Below are 20,269 nucleotides of genomic sequence, written 5' to 3' on the forward strand. Positions count from 1 at the left end.
TTTTTTATTGAAGTGCAAATTTACAAATTAATTTTTATCCATTCCTACTTTCTAGTACTTTCCGTTTTGATTTATAGGTAGACACATATACAGAAAACGCTAATCCAGACAATAACAAACAACCCAATGCTACCGCTTGCCATCCACCAAACTGCCATAAAAATAGTCCAAAGGCAGAACCTGCAGCAGTTCCTAAAAAACTAAAAGACATAAATACAGTATTCATGCGGTTTCTAGCTTCGGGCATTATCGAATAAACGCGTGTTTGGTTGGATATATGAACTCCTTGCATACCAATATCGATAAATATAATCCCTAGAATAATTCCGATGACACTCGACCCTGAGAAATAGAAAATTATAAAACTCAAAGAGATTAACATACAACCGTAACCTACGGCAACTCTAGAACTTCCTTTATCACCTAATTTACCAACCAATGGAGCAGCCAGTGCTCCCGAAGCACCTACTATTCCGAACAAACCAATTGTTGCGCTGTTAAAATTAAAAGGGTCAGCAGAAAGTAATAAAACCATTGTTGTCCAAAAAGCTCCAAATTGCGCAAAACTAAAAACATTAATCAAAGTCGCTTCACGTAACAACGGTTGCTCTTTGATTAAAGTAAAAAGCGAACCTATCAATTGCCCATACGATCCTTTGAAAACAGGCTTGTTGTATGGAAATTGTTTTTTTATAATAAAAAACAACAACAAACATAATCCAGAAGCAATCCAAAACATGGCACGCCAACCGAGAACTTCACCAATAAAACCGCTTAATGTACGTGACAACAAAATTCCGACTAAGAGTCCGCTCATGATAGTTCCTACGACTTTACCACGTTCTTCAGGTGCGCTTAAAGAAGCTGCCAAAGGCAAAATTAGCTGTGGAACTATTGAAGTGATTCCTATTAAAAGGGAGGCGATTTCTAAGATTAGATAACTTTGAGCCGTTGCCGCAATAATCAAAGCGATTACAGAAGCAAAAGTGGTATATAATATTTGAGTTTTACGTTCTAATTTATCCCCTAGCGGAACCATAAAAAATAGCCCAATAGCATAACCCGCTTGAGTAAGATAAGTTATTGTTCCAGCATCTGCATGTGGTATTTTAAATTCGTCGGCAATTAAAACGATTAGGGGCTGGCAATAATATAAATTAGCTACAATAAGTCCTGTAGCCACTGCCATAAACAAAACATTCTTTTTTGATAAATTCATCGCTCAAAAATAGGTTGTATTTCTAATTTATTGTTTTAAACAAAAGCTAAATTTTAACTAAACCACTATTGGACTTGAAGTCCATAGATTTGGTTGGCAGACTTAAAGTCTGCAAGGATGAATTACAAAAAAAAGAAAATTAGCCACTGATTAAATTGATTTCCAGAGATTAAATCCGTCTAATCCAAATAATCTGTGGTAAAAAGTTTTTAGAAGCTAAAGCGAAATACGCTAAAGTACATAGTTTTAACTATAATTTGAGACCAACAAATACCAAACACTATTAAGGTAATCTCTAAAAACTACTTTCAGTATTTATCATTGCTTTTTTTTTAGCAATTTTAAAAAATTTGAAAGTAGTTTTTAAGTTTACATATTTCAGAATCTTCTTGTCTAAGTTCATTTTTAGTGCGATAATTGTTGTTGTTGTTAGCAATTACCCACACGTTCTCATTAAATGGTTTGAATTTTAATTTTCCTAAACAAATTTTATGTCAAATTCATCAATCCAACAGTTTCTTCAACTCTTTTTATCCAATAGCATACAAATTCATTCCATCCATACTCCACCCAAAAACATGCTCAACTCTAGAACACACCCTTGATTTTTTCCTATTGATTGCTATATCTTGCTCAGTTAATGGATTGTTTTTATAGCCCTTTTTACAAGTTTTATCAGTCATCTCTTTTTGTGAGATACTATCTTTTTGTTTTTTACCTGTGTATGTAAAGTCTCCAAAGAAATCTTCATGCATATCTTTTTTATCTAATAAATTATCCAGAACTTGAGAATCATGTACTGAAGCATCAGTAACCACATACTTTACAATTAATTTACTCTTAGAATCTACTTTTATTTTACGTTATTTTTATATCCGTAAGCATTAATTAAAAAAAGTTTATTGAATCGAAATATTCGAAGTCAATAAACTTTCTTATTTCTCCCATTACTTCGTTTTTAGCAAGTTTAAACTTACAATAATGATCCATTGTAAACTGCAATTACCCCACATTTTTCGAAAAAACATTAACTACATTTAATTCTGTTCATAGCGTATCAACTCCTTCTCTGGTCTCAATTAATCAATGCTAGCAATTGTTTTTTAAGCTCCATTTTTATTTTAGAAAATTTTGGATCATTTGCTAAATTATCCCATTCGTTTGGATCCTTATCGTTATGATAGAGTTCTTCTTTTCCGTTTACATATAAAATATAGCGGTACTCTTTGGACCTTACGGCATAACTTTGCTTCTTTTTATCTTTACTCTTAAAGTCACCTCTTACTACTGTCAATGCTACCTCTGGCCCTTTCCAACCTTTGCCTGTAGCACTTTCGATAAAAGGATTAAGACTAAATCCGCTCAATGCAGCTCCATTTGAATTTTTCATATTAGTTTCGGTAATATTACATACATCCATTATGGTAGGATAAATATCAACCAATGAAACAGGGTTATTGACCTTCACTCCACCTTTTGCAACCGTTTTTGGAGTTCGAATCAAGAGCGGTACTCTTGTGCTTTTTTCCCATAAATTATTTTTATACAAGAAATCTTTTTCTCCATGATTATAGCCGTGATCACTAACCAAAATGACTATTGTATTATCATTAAATTTGCTTTTTTTCAAAGCATCTATCACTTTTCCCACTTGATCATCGGCGAAGGTTACACAAGCCAAATAGGCTTGCAAGTATTTTTTTAATCCCTCATCTTCCTCTTTATAGGAAGCTTTTAAATTTGTATAAAATGTAGCCCATGGTGGTGTAAAACGATCAAAAGTAGATAAGTAAAAACAATCGTCCTTATCATTCTTTTTTATCACTGGAAGCTTGAGTGTCTCTAATGGATACATATCAAAATACTTTTGAGGAGCTACCAATGGAGTGTGTGGTTTTACAAATCCAACTGCTAAGAAAAAAGGTTTTGCATCATTGGCTTTTTCTAATGACCCTATTTTCTCCACTGCCCAGTTTGCACTCAATTCATCGCTCATCAAATCCCTGTCGTCATCATTAACGTATTTGAAAAGTTTTTTATTTCTAACATCTCTCCAACCTTTATAACCAGGCGCAATAGAGGTAGCTAGTATTTCTGGAACGTCTGCCAATGAAGTGAATAAACCATCATTTTTACCCAACTCTCTAAATTTTTCTGGAACGGATGGATGACCAACAATCGTCTTTCCGTTAAATGGATAGGGTCCAAAATCATTTGGAATCCCAAATTGACCCCACATACTTTCTACTTCATCGTGCATTAATTTTCCTGTTCCAAAAGTTTGGTATCCGCTCATTCCCATGATCTCGGGCAGACTTTTACAATTTTTCAAAATAGGATTTTCAAACCATTTGTCAAACCAAAAATTACCAGAAACATGAGGATAAATCCCTGTCAATAGACTTGACCGTGAAGGACCGCAAATTGGAGCATTGGCGTGAGCGTTATAAAAAACAGCACTTTGCTCTGCTAATGCATCCATATTTGGCGTTTTTACTTGTGGATGCCCTTTCAAAAAACCTGTATTGTCATTCAAATCATCTAACATGATTAAAACAACGTTGGGAGAATTGCTCTTTTGCCCTTTGGAATTTGAAACTACAAAGAGAAAAAACACTAAGAATGGAAGAAATATATATTTTTTCATGTACATAAATAGAAATTAAAAATTAGTCTAGCCATTGTAGTTTACCTTCTTATAAATTGATTTCATCTAGAAAACCACCTTTTTTTAAAGTTTTTCTTTTAACTCAATATCCAGAAACACAAACAACCCACAAGGTACAGTGATGGTTGCTTTTTCTGCTGTGAATTTCACCTCTTCATTGGTTAACAAATTAATGATCTTCTTTACTTTTGCTGTATGAAAATTAACCGTCACCATGCGGTCACCTGGATTTACATAACCACCATCCACCAAGGTCAATCGCAAATGAGTGGGTGCTGTTTGCGCCGCTACCCAAGCCACACGACCTTCTACAGTTAGAGGCATTATTTTTGTCCCTTCTTCTATCGCTTTTTTTACTGTTGTGTAATACTCATCTGCTCTATAACTTTTTGTTTTATTTGCATCCGAATAATAATTTCTACCGTCTGTAAAAAATTCTTTTACATTATTTTTATAAATAGGGTTTAGGTGATTCTCCAACAATCCTCTTTTAGAATTTTTGTCTGTCGGAGGCGTTGTCAAAACCATTCCGTTGCTATAAGTAGGTAAAAATTCTAATCTGCGTTCCTTGGCACCTGATGCGTAGCTAGAAAAATCCCAATCTGTTACAGGAGCACCTGCAAACACGCCCGTGGTACGACCTATAACCATAGGATTTTCATTTTCGAATTTTTCATCATAAATGGTTATATCTTTTACGTGATTCCCTTCTAAATACAAAGAATCAGGATCTATAATACTTAAATGAACGGGGTTAATACTCACGATTTCTTCACGAGTAGGAACGTACAAAATTCCTTTTGCAATCATATCCCACAATACTTTTTGATAGTCTTCATTTACAGACGTATTGTGAACCACGGTAGCACCACTAGCAATTTGGTGTACAAACATTCTTAACGCATGATTTGGTACTTTTTGATAAGACAATTGTCTCAATCGATCATAACAAGCATTGTCTCTTGTAAATCGGCTTCCCCATTGATTCATCGAACCCGCAGCCCATAAACCCATTCTACCCGAAATACTCATGTCCATTGTTTTGCTATTGGATTCCTCCATAGACGACACAAATACATTGGCAAACTCCCCAGAAACCAAACGTTTCCAAGCCGGTGTATAAACCGATGATTGCCAAAATAAATTTTTATTTCTAATTGAAAAAAAACTGTTTGTTCCCTGTAAATGATTTGCTAATGGATAGATGAAATTTTCTGTCGTCCACTCAATATCTTTATCGTGTTGCTCCAATTCTGCCAAAACTGGAATCACTATTTTTGCTCCCGCATAATCAACTACTTTTTTTACAGTTGATAAGGAATAGAAATAAACATCTCTACCGTGTCCTTGCCAATACTGAATTCCTGATTTAGAATCATCTAAACCCTTTTTGAAAAGATTAAATGCCTCTGTACTAGTTAAATCGGCTTTCTTACGATCATCCCTTGTTTCTCTTGAAACTTTATTATCCAAAATAGAACGATCCCAATTTTCGACATGTGGGTATAGTTTTTTAACCTCTTCTATAATTACTGGATTTTTACTATTTATTCTAGCCAAAGCATCTATTTCTTCTCTATTCAAACCAGAAGACAAAACCTTTACAGCCACTTTTTGGTTTTCCCAATTTGGTGCTTTAAACTTTCTTAGCTTTAGACTAAAATCTTTTGTGTTTTCAAGAATTTTGAAAATTTTCCCGGGAGGATTTAATTTTTCGAAATCCTTTTTCCAGTTATTATTGGTGTAGTCAATCACATGAATACAACTACCACCACTTTGTGCGCTACCTAAAATTAGTTTTTTAGTACTCGCATCTTTACACATATCATTAAAAGCATAATTACTTTCAATAATCTCTGTTTTCTCTCCATTTTTATCAGGAGAAACTAAAAACATTCTATTTCCAAACAGCACATAATATTTGAAACTATTTGCATCTGGAATTGCCTCAGCAGATGCCAAACGGTAACCTACTGCTCCTAAATCTGATTTTTCTTTTAGTTTTAGATCTAATTTAGCATTGGTTAATTTTTCAACAGAAGCCACAGAAACTCCCAATTGATTCAATCCGTTTCCTCCTAAAATTATTTCTGTGTTTCCTGGAACCAAATCATTTACCGAAAAAGTTCCTGGACAAGAACCTCCTTTACCTTTACCATTCATCTTGTCAGAAGCATAAGGTTTGTTCTCTAAAGGATTGAAATAATACAAAACTCCTTGATCGTAATTGGTATTGAAAGCACTTAAAGCCACCAAAACATCTTTTCCTTTTTGCTGAATCGTTCTCAGGTAATTGATGGCATGATCTTTAAACTTATTTTCAACACTATAAGAAGCTGACGGAATGTATTTTAACAATTTTCCATCGGCTGTTAAATAATGAATATTCTTATCGTAACCACCACAAACAACATAATTTATTTTATCCTTAGAAACCATAGTTGCTGATAAAATAGGTGCAGAATTCTTTTTAAATTTCCACAATAACTTTCCATCATCATCAAGGCAATATAAGTTTCCGTCTGCATTTGGAGCCAAAATCTCATCTTTACCGTCATCGTCAATATCCGCACAATAAATGTCATTATTCATAAAACCAGAAAGTTCGTTCTTCCACTGTAACTTTCCATCATAATCATAACAAACGACTGTTCCCTCGTAACTGGAACCTATAATTTTTGTTGTGTTTTTATACTTCATCACCCTCACTTTCATGATGGTGTAATCAGTTTCAATACTTTTAATTCCGTCAGCAGCTTGTCCGCTTTGGATACTCAAAAAAATCACTAATAAACTTATTATTTTTTTCATATATATTTCACTACTAATCACGATCGTTATAACTATTCAACAAATCTATTCTAATAAAAAAAGGGACTAATCCGTAGACAAATCCCTATTCTATACTTTAAACGAAATAAAAAAGACAAACCTTCTAAATACTGAGGATTTAATCGTTCGAATAAAAAAATTATTGACTATACATCATTAAAACAAACTAAAATGTATTATTCTGTAATGTAAGGCTTACTGTTTTTTAAACCAGGCTCATCATATTTTACTAGCTGTTTGAACAATTCTGTTTGCATCTTTTGAGCAATCGCTTTATAATTTTTATCATTGTAGAAATTGGTCAACTCGTCTGGGTCTTTTGTTAAGTCAAACAAATAAGGATGCTCGTTTTTATCGATTACTAATTTATAGCGATCATTTACAGCCGTTACCCACCAGCCACCAGATTTGGCATAATAGGTTATTCTATCACTATCAATTACTTTTTTAGCGTTTAAAAAATCATCAGAACTATCTAAACCATGAAACTTAGCTTTGGTTTTTATTCCCATAATACTCAAGATTGTTGGTGCAAAATCGACATTGGTGTAAGCCGTATTAATTACTTTACCCGCTGGAATTTTATCTGGATAACGAATTACAAACGGAATGCGAGCAGATGCTTCGTAAGGAACGCCTTTATTTACACGATTGTGTTCAAAAAACATATCACCATGGTCTGAAGTAAAAACCACAATCGTATTTTCGGTTAAATTATTATCTTCCAAAAATTTAAGAATTCGACCTACACTATCATCGATATGGCTTACCATTCCGAAATATTGTTTTAAGGCTTCTTTGTCTTTAGCAAAAGATTTCTTCCCATTGGCTTCATTAGTATCTTCTTTATCTTCGCCGTCCTTAGCCCATGATGGTTTGATGGCGGTATATTCTGCTGCCATTGTCTTTGGAGCTTTAATGTTTAGATTTTCATACATCGTGTGATACGGAGGTTTTGCGTAATCAGGAGTATGCGGATCTGGAATAGATACCATCAAGGCAAAAGGCTTCTTTTTATCACGCTCAAGTATTTCTAGTGCTTTATCGGTAAAAAAATCGGTTAAATGAATAATTTCTTCTTTTGGGAATTTATTAATTTGGTTTTGATTGACAGCAGAAACCTTATCACCTTCTAAATGAAAATAAGGAGCATGCCCTCCATCCATCATATAGCGATTATCTTCAAAACCTCCATTATATTCAATTCCAAAAGCATAAGTTCCATTTCCAGCCAAATGCCATTTCCCTACATAGGAAGTCGAATAACCATTGTCTTTTAAAATAGAGGCAAAAGTTGGTATTCCTTTCTTCAAATGAAGTCCGTTTTTGGGTGCACCTGTAGCTTGAGGATACAAACCTGTCACCAAGGACGCTCTAGATGGCGTACATACTGGCGACGAGGCATAATAACTAGTACAAATAGCACCGCCGTCTGCCAATTTATCAATGTTGGGAGTTTTGGAATTATTGCCTTTTCCCCAAACAAAAGCTTGGTCTTCTGATAGTAATTTTTGGTAACAACTTAGCGTTCGGAAATTATGTTCATCGGTATGAATAATAATCAGGTTGGGTAGTTTTTGGCTAGCCACCTTTTTTTCTGTCAATGTATCCTTTTCTGTTTCCACTTTTGAAGCAAAACTGGTTAACATCACAAAGGAACCTAGAGAAATGGATAGTATCGTTTTTAATGTCATAATGTTATTTATATATTAGTTGTTTGACCAAATATAGTTCCAAACAAAAAAATAATTGTTTGCTGCAGTAAAAAAAATGTATTTATACGTAAAAACAGCTAAAGAAATCAAAATAGACGTATTGAAATGGATTCTAAAATAATATTTCTAAACCAATATAATATCAATATTCTGTAGCACTTTGATTTTTACCTTATTTCAAGGCTCTGTCTTGAGAAGCTTTCAACCACTCTTCCATTTCTTTTACAACCTCTTTATATTCTGGTTTCATGACTACATTTTCGTTCTCATCGGGGTCACTGAGGTGGTCGAAAAGCATGACTTCTTCTCCATGTTTTTTACCTGAATAATGGGTATAAGCATAACGATCATTGATAACGGTATCTCCATCTAAAAATCTACTATAGGCATATTCTCTAAATGGTTCCTCTTTTTTAGAAAGAAGCTCAGTGAAACTTTTCCCTTGAATTTGTTTTGGTGGAATAATTCCTGCCAGAGAACACAAGGTTGGGAAGATATCGGCACTTTCGACAATTGCAGATGTTTTATTAACGTTTTTATTAGCTGGTACTTTTATAATCAGAGGCACTTTCAAGGCTAATTTCATCATATTGTGTTTTCCCCAAAAGGTATGTTCTCCTAGATTCCACCCATGATCTCCCCATAGAACCACAATGGTATTTTCATCTAAATTCAGATTTTTAAGTTCTTGTAATACATCACCAATTAATTTATCGGTATAACTAACGCTGGCATAATAACCATGTTTCATCATTTTACGAAATTCTTCCGATTTTGGGTTTAAATTATCTAAATAATAGTTTCTGAATTCACCACTTCCGTTAAGACTTGCAGGCGCATTTTTTGGGCGGAAATTATTATTTGCTTCAGTAATGGAATCTCTATTGTATAAATCCCAATATTTTTTTGGGGCATAAAATGGTAAATGAGGACGAACAAAACCGCAAGCAATAAAAAAGGGTTGATTGTTTTTTTTCTGATTTCTCAGCTGTTCAATAGTTTTCAAGGCAGTCTGTCCGTCGTTATAGGCATCATCCTTCACATCTGGCATTTCATATATTCTTCCTCTATTAGCCTTGCTTAATGTTAAGGCTGATATAGGATCTTTCGATAGCATAAAATCATATTTCTCTCCTTGATTCAACCAAGCAGGTTCACTCCAACTCCTATCATTAGCATCATCTGGATGATGAAAAACTTTTCCAATAGAAAAGGTCTGGTATCCTGCTTCTTTAAAAACCTGAGGTAATGTTTTTGCATCTGGGACATCTTTTGATGCATAAGCATCAAATTGAACAAAACGTTCTTTTGTTGGAAGAATACCCGTTAATAGACTCGCTCTGGAAGCACCGCAAACAGGAATATTGCAATAAGCATTGTTAAATAACGTTCCTTGGGATGCTAGTTTGTCGATATTAGGAGTTTTAATTTGTGGCGAACCATAACAACCTAGTTCAGGACGCAAATCGTCAACCATAATAAATACAACATTGGGTTGCTTCTGTCCGTTACTTATACTTATATTACCTATAACTATTAGGAAAAGCATTAGAAAATCACTCCATTTTATCGTTCTTTTTTTCATCTTTATAATTTTAATAAATAGTGTAAAACTGTTTTTATAATCTTTTATCCATAGTTCGAATTATAGATTTTATTCCTTTGTTTTGCTTCTAAATTCCATTAAATCTTGTTCTTTACCAGTTATGATTAATTGAAGATTTTTGATTTCTTTATGCAATTCTTGAACATCTAAAGGTAAGTCTATCTTCGATTCTTGAATAACAAATCCTTTCTCCTTCTTCACCTTAGCCGATGTTGATAAATAATTGGCATCATAAAGTGGTTTTTTGATCATTGGTTTTGATTCCAATGTTATCGTTTCAGTATTTAATCCGCTTGCGAATCCTTTTATTTTAATAGTTCCCGCTTTTAAGGTCGAACGAACCAAAACTGTTGCCACACCCATTTCTGCTTTTACAGGATTGGTACTTATAATTTCCCCTTCTCCTTCAATTTCGAAATAAACCTCTGTAGACGCTAATACTTTTTTGATACCATCTGTATCCACAATAGTTGCTCGAACTGGAATAAAATCGGAACCGTCTGCCACTAAATCCAAGCCTTGACTATCAACAGTCAGTTTGACCCCAGCAGTACGTTCAGCATAATTTTTCACTGTTTTGACAACCACTTTTCCATCAATCATCCCTTCTGCTATTAATTCAATTTGATTGGTCTTGGAACGCCAATGGGTATTGATTTCTGCAAAGTCGAATACATTTTCGAATACAAAAGGAGCATGTGGTAAATCCTTAAATTTTGGGTCATTGGATGGTTTTTGAATGCCCACAACTTTCCCTAGCCAAGTCAATTTTATTTCGTCACAATTACTGAATATGACAATTTCTTTTGGAGAAATCTGCGTCAATTCGTTGGCTATAAATAGCATTGGACCCGTTTCTATTCCTGGTACTTTATAGTCCGCATTGTATTGACTTTTGTATAAATAATACACATATTTTGGTAAACGTAGTCCGTTCAATAATCCGCCCCAAAAAGGGTCTGGATGATAGCCTCTTTGATGGTCTATTCCTGCCCAAATTGCACCTCCTAATCTTGATTTTGGTGTTTTGAATCGGTCATTTAGGGTGGCTGCTTGTATCATAGCTTGATTGAGTAACGCTTTTTCTCCCCATTCCATTTTTACTCGAGTAGTTGCATTTTGCGAAGACCAATTGTCCACTTCGTTTCCATCACCATATTCTCGATTAAAGGAATTCACATTGGGATCGGTACCGTGATACTGCAAATCCAAGCCTGCTTTTTTGGCTTCTTGGTAATCCGTTACCGTAAACATTCCTGGAAAAGGAAATTCTTCGTGAGCAATTTTATGCATCTTGTTCATCGCTTCTGCGGGTTGCTGTGGTGTTTCGTTCAGAGCCGTTTCCCACATTAAAATAGAAGCCAAATTGCGATCACGTCGCACTAGATTATGAGTGTCTTCATACAGTCTTTTTTCGAAAATAGGCTCTTTGAAGTTAAAGAAATGCCAACCCGGATTGGCTGTTGTTGTCAACATTCCAAATTCATCACAAGCATCATAAAACGCAGGGTCTTGTGGATAATGGCCTGCTCTTATAATGCGTGAACCACCTTCTCTTAGTAATTTCACATCTCGCCATTGTCCAGAATTTGGCAATGCATTTCCAACATAAGTATAATCTTGATGACGGTTTACTCCGATTAACTTCGCTTCATACGGTTCTTTGTTTATGTATAAGCCGTCTTTTCCACGCATTTCGAACAAACGAATTCCAATACGCGTTCGCATTGCGTCTACCACTTTACCATTGACAACAATTTCTGTCTTTATATAATGAAGATAGGGATTATCAGGATGCCAAAATTGTACATTCTTAACGTCCAATTGTTGGCTCAATTGTTTGCTTTCGCCCGCTTTTAAGTCAATTTTCTGAGTTGTCTTTTTGATTGGTTTATAATTGGCATCTTCCAGCGTAGTTTGAAGGGTAATTTTATTAGCTTGTTGGCTATCATTTGCCAATTCTGTTCGAACTTCTATTTTTGCAGCCTTACCATTAATAGCAACTGTTGCCGCAAAAACACCTCCGCCAGCAACCGTAGTACTTAGCTCTGTGAGTGTAACATGCGTAGAAGGGGTTTCGATAAGATAGGTATCTCTATAAATACCGCCCATATAAGTAAAATCCAATCCAGATTGGTTTTTACCTGGTAAATAGGTTTTATCATCACTATTATCGGCTTTTACAGCCACTATATTGGGAGTTGCATCTTTGTTTATCAAATTGGTAATATCAACAGCAAAAGGCAAATATCCTCCAAAATGTTCGGTCGCAAGTTTTCCGTTTACCCAGACTTGGCATTTTCCCATTACCGCTTCAAAATAAAGATATACTTTGGCGTCAGCCGTTTTTTTACTGACTTGAAATTGTTTGCGGTACCAAGCAATACCTTGATAATTACGACCTCCACTGGCATTTTCGCCCAATATTTCTAATCCGTGCGGAAGATTTGCAGCTTCCCAAGCACTGTCGTCAAATTGTAGCTGTTCCGCATTTTTTACGTCGCCCTTAAAAAAACGCCATCCAGGGTTGAAATTAAACACTTTTCTAGAAGAGTTGGCTACTTCATAAAATCCGGCTGTAGAGAAATTTTGGGCTTTGACCGCAATGCCACTTATGGACAACAATAAGGTAAATAAGTATATTAAAATGGATTTTTTCATAGTGAATCTAATATTGAGATAATCTGATTTTTATAGTGGTTTCGTCTAATTTACTAGCCGTTGCCGGAATTCGTATTTCTATCCGTTTGAGCCCTGCAATATGTTTGTCTAATTCTAATGGCGGTGGATCCAATGACACAATTGCCACCGTTATCTTTGGATGCGAAATATTTTCTAATTTTATTTTTTTGCCTGCTTGCGAAAGAATTGCACCGCCTTTTATAATCTGCACATCAGCGGTTGTCAACATTTGCCAAGTAATCATTTTAGTTGTTTCAGACAACTTCAATTTATCTTCAATTAACAAAGAGGTATTGCTTTCTTTTACAAATTTCCGCTCTGCTTTTTTTAAGTTTTTACCAAAAACAGCAGTTAAATCGAAAGATGCTTCTGGTTGCTTCCCGTCTTTAAAATCAATTAAAGGAGCAAAAGCATTGTTTAAAAATAACTCATTATTGACCGTTAAGGTACTATGTCCGAAGTTATTTTTTGTTAGCAATTTCCACCGATCACCATCTTGTGCATTGGTCCAAAGATTAAATCCTTGTTTCTCTAATTCGTTGTAGTCTTGATAACCACCATCTGCAGACCATCGTACTCCATTTAGCTCAAAAACAAAGGAACCAGCGTCCATATTACCATGGCTAATGCTTGCTCTTCCTCCTTTGCAACCTAAATAAAATTGATGTTCATCATCGGCACCGGATTTAAAAATAACTATCGGATTGTTTCCATTGCCTTTCCAAGCCACTGGCATATCTTTGAAAAAACGTTTCTCATATTGTGCAATCCATAGCATCCCAACACCATCAAATCGTGACAATTTGTTCGTCATTTCTGTTGGTTGCAAAAAACTATTTCGCTTAAAAAAAGCTTCGTTTCCAGATTTCATGGCAAACCAAGCGAGAACTGAATTACCATTAGCATTTTGCTTGTCTTCACAATCTGAAAAATTGTAATACAAACCAGATGGACATTCGCTTAACAACCTAAAAGTAGCACTTTCTTTAAATCCTAAAATGTCATTTGCGCCAAAATCAGTTCCAAAAGCGCTTTCAAACATACTATTTGTTGTTACAGAATAGGCCGTTGCGAAATCCCAATAAGTAGCGCCTTCTGGGTAAGCTCCGTCAGGTCCGTAAGCAGCTAAAACATTAGGCAAACCATCCAAAGCTCTCGCAATTGTTTTTGAAGCTATTTCTGGATTTTCATCAGCAATTGCGATAGACGCAGCGATTAATCCACCTGCACACACTTGATTCCAATTGGTATTACCATAAGCAATTCCCCATTTTTTATCGTTGGCTCTCCATGTTTTTTGAATTGCTTTTTCGAGCAAAGATTGTTTGGCTAACCTAATGGTAGCCTCTGGCAAGTTCCCTTGTGTCCAATCAATAGCAATGGCAACTCCTAAAGCCATTTCTGCTACATCTAGAAAATGTGATGGATTCCAATTGCTAAAGTTGCAAACCGCTTGCAATTCTTCATTTATACGATTTAACGATTTATCATCTTCTTCTATTAGATATACAAATCCCAACATATTCATACGGTAAAGAAACTCCCGAGATACATCCAGCATGCGTCTGCCGATAATAACTCGTTCTAAAAGTGGTTCTTTATAAATAGCTTCCGCATTTAATTTTATAGCAGCATACCTGTTTTTGAGAACAGGATCTGAATTAATTTTTTCTCTTACTAATTTAACAGTTTCCTTGGTATAAACTAAACGTGGAAGTTCTTTTTTGATCTTATTTTGAAGATAGTCAACAGACATTGGATTATCTAATACAGGAAGTTTTTGTTGACTACATACTAAATTGGGTCTAGCGAACGTAACAACAACTATTGCGATATATACAAGTGATTTTATTTTCATTTATTTAGTTACTTTTTAATTTATCCATATGTTCTGAAACTTCCTTTTTCTGATAAAATTTATAAACTTCTGTTCCAGCGGCTAAGAACGCTCCAGTACCATACAGTTCTGTATAGTCTTTAAAACTCTCTCCTGGCGCAGCTCCTACAGGTTGCACATAACCTAACATCCCATCTTTATTGACACAATCTACTAGTGCGTTCCAAGACCTCAACATAGCAGGCTCGTAGGTTTCTTTGTCTAGAAATCCGTTGTTGATTCCCCATGCTAGACCAAAAGTAAAAAATGCAGTTCCACTTGTTTCCTTATTGGGATAGTCTTTTTCATCCGCTAAAATACTCGCAGACCAAGTACCATCCTTTCGCTGTTCCCTTTTTAAAGTTTCAGCCATTTCTTTAAAAAGGGTTATATAAAATTCTCTATTTTTCCAATCCTTAGGCAAATCGGGAATCATTAGCGCCAAGCCTCCAAAAACCCAACCGTTTCCTCTAGACCAAAATGTTTTTTGTCCGTTCTTTTCTTTAGCATCAAAATAGTTTTTATCTCTGAAAAAAAGGTGGTCGTTTTTATCCCAAAGTTTATCATAGGACATGCGATACTGTTTGTCCATAAATTCTAAATATTTTGAATCTTTGGTAACTTTTGAAAGCCTAGCCCAAACTGGTGGCGCCATAAAAAGAGCATCACTCCAAAACCAAAGGCTTTTGGTGCTTTTATCAGTTTGCAGAATAGAATCAAAACACATTTGAGTCGGTTGAATCATTTTTTCATCCTTATACACTTCATAAAGATTGGTATAAAATTGCCCCACAGCTTGGTCATCGGCATGGTATAATCTTCGGAATAATTTCCAGTCGTTTTTATCTCCCTTGCTCTTTAACCAACTGATGTATTTGGGATTATCTGTTATGGTGCTAAACTGAAACATACCAGCATACAATGCCGCACAATGCCATTCTAAATCCGGATAAACGTCCCTATTATGCCACTTTTCCCTATTTTTTGAAGGTAAAGCACGGTATTTACCCATTTCTGCAAAAGTTTCAATTTGCCAGTCGGCTACTTTTTGAGTTATGGCTTTCACCTCTTTTGAACTGGACTTTGTTTTCGAAACTTGTGCTTTTATTACAATTGGTAGTAGCAATAAAAGCAAAAGATACACTAGCTTTTTCATTCTTTTAATTTTTAAGTTCCCATTTGACCTCATCTTCCAATTTTGAAGATTTATCTGCAGAAATTATTTTTATCTCGTTTTTCCCTTTATTAAGTGTAATAGCATCAAATGTTATCACATTTATGTCTGATTCTAGTTTTTGTGTTTTTATCTTTTTGTTATTAACATATAAAGTGACCTTTATTAGATTTGTATATACTTTTATGCTGGTCATTGCAGTGGTTCTTACATTATTTCGTCGTTCCGCAATATAAAGTACTGGCGCTTTACTCCAATTGGCTTTGTAAAAATAAAAAGCATCTTTTTTTGTTTTTCGATCAAATGTAACCAGCCCTTTGTGGTTTAAATTTTTAATTCCTCCTCTATTCCAACCTGCTACTGAGAAATCAAACATATTCCAAACGAAAGTCCCCCAAACAAAAGGACGGTCTTTTAGGATTTTCCAAGTAATTTCATGGTATCTCGATTGCTCCATTTCAGGAAAATAATTCCCTTTGGGTTTATCTAATTTTGTTATGTCTTGATGGTTTATGTTCCCTCCCGCTCCATATTCACTTAAACCAATTTTAATTTCGGGATGTTCAAGATGTGATTTATCCAACCAAGTAGCCATTTCTTCGATAGAATTACCATACCAACCAAAATACTTGTTCCACGCTTGGAGGTCTGTAATTCCACCCATATCATCCACCATGTCTCTATCACTAGCCGAAGTGGTCATTCTTGTTTTATCTAGTTTGTGTGCCAGTTGGTTTAATTCTTTGGTCAAGACTACAGCCGGAGCTTTATCTCCATTCCAAGACCTAACCTCATTCCATAATCCCCAAACAAAAATGCTGGGGTGGTTATAGTTTTGCAGTATTAATTCTTTTAATTGTTGGTTGGCATTTCCAGCTTCTCGACTACTCCAATCATGTACAAATGGAATTTCTGACCAAACAAGTACCCCTTTTTTGTCTGCTAATTCATAGGTTTTATCCGAATGTTGATAATGCGACAATCGCAAAGATGTAGCACCAATTTCATCAATTAATTCCATATCGGCAACCAGATTTTCGTCGCTTACTGCTGGCCCCACTTGTTCCCATTCTTGATGTTTACTAACCCCATTTAAACGGTACTCTTTATTATTTAAAATAAATCCTTTATCACCGTCTATAGCAAAAGTTTTTATTCCGAATTTCTGACTGACTTTGTCAACTGAACCGTCTGTAATCAATTGAACATCTAAGGTATATTGATGTGGATTGATACGACCATTCCAAAGAATCGGTTTCGCAATTTCGAACTGACTAACGATGATTGTATCTTTACTTATTGTGTTTAAAGGTTTTGTTTTTTCGAATACAACCTTATTTTCGGCATTTTTCAAGCTGTATTTCAGAATACTATTGGACTGATTATCAATAAAACTTAAATGTGTTCGTACCTCCATTTGTGCTTTGTCAGGAGTTACTTTTGTAGCTTCTACAAAAACCCCAGAACTAGCAAAATAAGTTGGAGTTATTGCACTTTTTGGAGTAGAAAATAACTGTACAGGTCTATAGATTCCACCATAATGGTTGAATAAAGCATCATCGACAGGAATTCTTTTAAAATTGGGTGCATTGGTCACGTTTACTGCCAAAACATTTTGACCTTTACTTTTAATCAAGTTTGTAATTTCGTAACAAAAAGCAGAATAGCCTCCTATATGTGTGCCAATTTTTTTTCCGTTTAAATAAACAGTTGCTTCTTGACCAACGCCTTCAAAACGGATGTAGGTACGTTGCTCGTTCATAGACGCAGCTGCCTCAAATGTAGTTCTGTACCAAGCTTCACCTTTGTAATAGCCAATATCATTGATGGCATCCATAGAATAGGTATGCGGAACTTTCACATTTTGCCATTGAACATCATCGAAAATGGGATTTTCTGCATCATTAGTAACCCCCTTCAAAAATTTCCAATTTTCAATTTTGATTAGATTTCTATGTTGTAAAAAAGGAGCTTGAGCGTGTAATCCTATACCCACTGATAAGATTAATAATAGAATATATTTTTTCATTAATTCTTGCTATTTATTTGTTTTGCTAATAAAACTAGTTCGTACTAAAATTCCAAACTTGTCCAATAGTCATTATTAAACAAAGTACTTCGAGTGGCAAGTTGATCTAAATTGGGAGTTTTGATCTGCGGCAAAGCGTAACAACCTAATTCGGGACGCAAATCATCAATCATAATAAACAGGATATTCGACTGTTTTTGATCGGTATATAAATTTGCACTCCCAATAATAAAAAGGCAAAGCATTAAAAAATCACTTCCTTTTATCGTTCTATATCTCATTTTTATATTTTTAATAAATTAATTCTAAATTTTGTTTACAATCCTTTGTAAATAGGTAGTATTCTCAAATTTAATTCCTTATTTTACTTCTAAACTCCATTAAATATTGTTCATCACAGACAAAAAAATGAATTTGGATTAAATTAGTGATCATTAGTTAGTTTATCAAGTGTGGATCAAAGTGCTTCGTCACACTTTAATCCGTATATGATAGTCTATGTATTGTTACAATATTTTAGTTTGTCTCATTCTACTTTTATTTAATTCTTAATTCATCTTAATAATTGAATTTCATCACAAATAAAGATGATTAATTAATAACTATAGATTTTGAGCTAGTTCCAATTTTAATAAAATAAAGCCCTGCAGGAAAGCCCGAAACATTAATCTGACATAGAGACCTAGATGCTATTGATTTTTCATAAAGACGATCGCCTAGAATATTAAATATTTCAATAATTTCAGATGTATTTGTAATGTCATTTATTTTGATGTTAATAATTTCTGAAGTTGGATTTGGATAAACAACAAAATCATTTAACAATGCGTTTCCAATATTCACCATATCTACACCTAGTTTTTCTCCAACAATTACACTCGTAAATTCTTGATCATCTTCTACTGTTCCATCTATTTTAGTAACGTAAACTTTCCAAACATATTCACCATCATCAAGAGAAGACGGTACTAGTACCGTTGCCGTTTTTGTACCTTTTCCAGCTTCAACCGTTGCTTTGGTAGATGACTCAACTTTGCCTGTACTATTGTTTAATAATTGAAAATATATATCTGCATTTTTATCAGCCTGATAATTTATTGATAAGTTGACATTATCATCTTTGTTAACAGTAGGAGGAGCAACTAGCGATAGTAAATTGAATCTATCTGAAATGGTTCCTGGATTAGGATTCCAAACTGATGTGGTACAATCTTCATAATCATCACCGCTTTCATTCACGATTGTAGGAACAAAATCCATGTAACCCGAATGTCTAACATCCCAGATTTTGACCTGGTAAGTACCTTTACTTGCCAAAGGAGCCAAATCCCCAATAGGTGCAACCGAAGGTGCAGGATAAGTTCTATCTATACTTCGGTATGGCCCAATAAGGCTCCTAAGTTCGCAAGGGATATATCTTAGAACCTGCGATCTTACTGTTGCATTATCACCATAAGTGGCATTGATATTGGCAATAACAGAATTTTCATCGAAACTTCCAGGAGTATGACCTTTAGTAGCCTGGGCTGATGTAGCGTAGCCATTTTCAGTTTTAACAGCCCATTCGCAAGCGACAGTGGTAATATTTCGTATATCAACAACTCCTTGCTTCATAGTATGTGGACTTAAAAATACAGCACTTTGTCCATTATAGCAACGAACATTCCTAGCGTATATATCATCAATTCTAGCAATTGTCCCTTGTATAGCATTCCAACCTGATTCTAGTCTTAAGGGAATTCCTCCTGTGCTTGAAATATTATTGAAATAAATATGTTTCCCAGCTTGCATTTGCATTAAACCATAACCATAATCACAATCATTTGCATCACAATTTTCTACAACACCGTTTTCAGGAAAACACCAAGTTCCTTTATATTTAGCTGGTCCAATTGCTATATTTGAATATTCTGTTTTTTTATCTAATATGTTGAAATCAGATAATTTGAAATTTTTAACATTGTTTACTGTAAAAACAAAAACTTCGGGATTTTCAGTCTGCGTTAAGTCAATCGTAAACCTTCCTCCAACACCTGTTATGCTCCAGTTTTCAACAAGTGGTTCGTCATTTCCAATTAGAAACATCGAAAATTTTGTTGGACCGCCCAATGGTCTAATCACCACTCCAGCATCAATAATAATATTTATATTAGATTTCAGGTTACCAATACCTTGAAAGGTATAATTCCCTTCGGGAATGTAGATGTTTCCACCACCCACAGCGGCAACAGCATCAATAGCATCACGTAATGCTTGGGAATCATCCGTAGAAAATAGATTATCAACTCCAAAATCAGTTTTTAGATTTTTTGTAATACCACCGGTAAATGGGATATAAAAATCACTTTCATTCTGCGCAAATGTTTCGGATGTTGAAAACAGTAGTGCTATTGCCAAAAATGACAATAGTTGATTTATAGTAGTTAATTTCATGATTTTTTGATTTAATTAATGATGGATTCTTTTTC

At 34.7% G+C, this 20,269-nt stretch carries 12 protein-coding genes; all 12 read right to left on the reverse strand.

The window, feature by feature from the left end; all coding sequences use genetic code 11:
- Nucleotides 1–34 precede the first annotated feature (34 nt).
- Nucleotides 35–1,219: an MFS transporter gene (locus tag ABZP37_RS16585; protein ID WP_366184305.1), complete on the reverse strand. Its 1,185-nt coding sequence runs from the start codon at nucleotides 1,217–1,219 to the stop codon at nucleotides 35–37.
- Nucleotides 1,220–1,749: 530 nt separating this feature from the next.
- Complete coding sequence (locus ABZP37_RS16590) at nucleotides 1,750–2,037, reverse strand: transposase (protein WP_366184306.1); 288 nt, start codon at nucleotides 2,035–2,037, stop codon at nucleotides 1,750–1,752.
- Between the two features lie 257 nt (nucleotides 2,038–2,294).
- Entirely contained in the window at nucleotides 2,295–3,866 is a 1,572-nt protein-coding gene (locus ABZP37_RS16595) for a sulfatase (protein WP_366184307.1), read from the reverse strand.
- Between the two features lie 84 nt (nucleotides 3,867–3,950).
- Nucleotides 3,951–6,698 (reverse strand): hypothetical protein, encoded by a 2,748-nt coding sequence (locus ABZP37_RS16600; protein ID WP_366184309.1) that lies wholly within the window; start codon nucleotides 6,696–6,698, stop codon nucleotides 3,951–3,953.
- A gap of 197 nt (nucleotides 6,699–6,895) precedes the next feature.
- On the reverse strand, nucleotides 6,896–8,413 hold the full coding sequence (locus ABZP37_RS16605) for a sulfatase (RefSeq protein WP_366184311.1): 1,518 nt from the start codon (nucleotides 8,411–8,413) through the stop codon (nucleotides 6,896–6,898).
- Nucleotides 8,414–8,606: 193 nt separating this feature from the next.
- Nucleotides 8,607–10,019: a sulfatase gene (locus ABZP37_RS16610; RefSeq protein ID WP_366184313.1), complete on the reverse strand. Its 1,413-nt coding sequence runs from the start codon at nucleotides 10,017–10,019 to the stop codon at nucleotides 8,607–8,609.
- A 69-nt stretch (nucleotides 10,020–10,088) separates the two neighbouring features.
- Nucleotides 10,089–12,701 carry a sugar-binding domain-containing protein gene (locus ABZP37_RS16615; protein ID WP_366184315.1) on the reverse strand — a complete coding sequence of 871 codons (2,613 nt, stop codon included), beginning with the start codon at nucleotides 12,699–12,701 and terminating at the stop codon, nucleotides 10,089–10,091.
- Between the two features lie 7 nt (nucleotides 12,702–12,708).
- Nucleotides 12,709–14,580, reverse strand: coding sequence for a heparinase II/III family protein (locus ABZP37_RS16620; RefSeq protein WP_366184317.1), 1,872 nt, complete (start codon nucleotides 14,578–14,580; stop codon nucleotides 12,709–12,711).
- 4 nt (nucleotides 14,581–14,584) lie between these two features.
- Nucleotides 14,585–15,754, reverse strand: coding sequence for a glycoside hydrolase family 88 protein (locus ABZP37_RS16625; RefSeq protein WP_366184319.1), 1,170 nt, complete (start codon nucleotides 15,752–15,754; stop codon nucleotides 14,585–14,587).
- 4 nt (nucleotides 15,755–15,758) lie between these two features.
- The gene (locus ABZP37_RS16630; protein WP_366184321.1) at nucleotides 15,759–17,801 is read right to left on the reverse strand and encodes a glycoside hydrolase family 2 TIM barrel-domain containing protein; all 2,043 of its coding nucleotides are present in this window, start codon (nucleotides 17,799–17,801) and stop codon (nucleotides 15,759–15,761) included.
- A gap of 44 nt (nucleotides 17,802–17,845) precedes the next feature.
- The gene (locus ABZP37_RS16635) at nucleotides 17,846–18,082 is read right to left on the reverse strand and encodes a sulfatase-like hydrolase/transferase (RefSeq protein WP_264618538.1); all 237 of its coding nucleotides are present in this window, start codon (nucleotides 18,080–18,082) and stop codon (nucleotides 17,846–17,848) included.
- Between the two features lie 310 nt (nucleotides 18,083–18,392).
- Entirely contained in the window at nucleotides 18,393–20,234 is a 1,842-nt protein-coding gene (locus tag ABZP37_RS16640) for a T9SS type A sorting domain-containing protein (protein WP_366184322.1), read from the reverse strand.
- Between the last annotated feature and the right edge of the window lie 35 nt (nucleotides 20,235–20,269).

The organism is Flavobacterium ovatum (genome assembly GCF_040703125.1).
Taxonomy (GTDB): Bacteria; Bacteroidota; Bacteroidia; order Flavobacteriales; family Flavobacteriaceae; genus Flavobacterium; species Flavobacterium ovatum.

Excerpts from the sequence above, each read along its gene's own strand:
- ABZP37_RS16585 (WP_366184305.1), bottom strand. The coding sequence starts at position 1,219 with ATGAATTTATCAAAAAAGAATGTTTTGTTTATGGCAGTGGCTACAGGA.
- ABZP37_RS16600 (WP_366184309.1), bottom strand. The coding sequence starts at position 6,698 with ATGAAAAAAATAATAAGTTTATTAGTGATTTTTTTGAGTATCCAAAGC.
- ABZP37_RS16620 (WP_366184317.1), bottom strand. The coding sequence starts at position 14,580 with ATGAAAATAAAATCACTTGTATATATCGCAATAGTTGTTGTTACGTTC.
- ABZP37_RS16605 (WP_366184311.1), bottom strand. The coding sequence starts at position 8,413 with ATGACATTAAAAACGATACTATCCATTTCTCTAGGTTCCTTTGTGATG.
- ABZP37_RS16625 (WP_366184319.1), bottom strand. The coding sequence starts at position 15,754 with ATGAAAAAGCTAGTGTATCTTTTGCTTTTATTGCTACTACCAATTGTA.
- ABZP37_RS16595 (WP_366184307.1), bottom strand. The coding sequence starts at position 3,866 with ATGAAAAAATATATATTTCTTCCATTCTTAGTGTTTTTTCTCTTTGTA.
- ABZP37_RS16610 (WP_366184313.1), bottom strand. The coding sequence starts at position 10,019 with ATGAAAAAAAGAACGATAAAATGGAGTGATTTTCTAATGCTTTTCCTA.
- ABZP37_RS16635 (WP_264618538.1), bottom strand. The coding sequence starts at position 18,082 with ATGAGATATAGAACGATAAAAGGAAGTGATTTTTTAATGCTTTGCCTT.
- ABZP37_RS16615 (WP_366184315.1), bottom strand. The coding sequence starts at position 12,701 with ATGAAAAAATCCATTTTAATATACTTATTTACCTTATTGTTGTCCATA.
- ABZP37_RS16630 (WP_366184321.1), bottom strand. The coding sequence starts at position 17,801 with ATGAAAAAATATATTCTATTATTAATCTTATCAGTGGGTATAGGATTA.
- ABZP37_RS16640 (WP_366184322.1), bottom strand. The coding sequence starts at position 20,234 with ATGAAATTAACTACTATAAATCAACTATTGTCATTTTTGGCAATAGCA.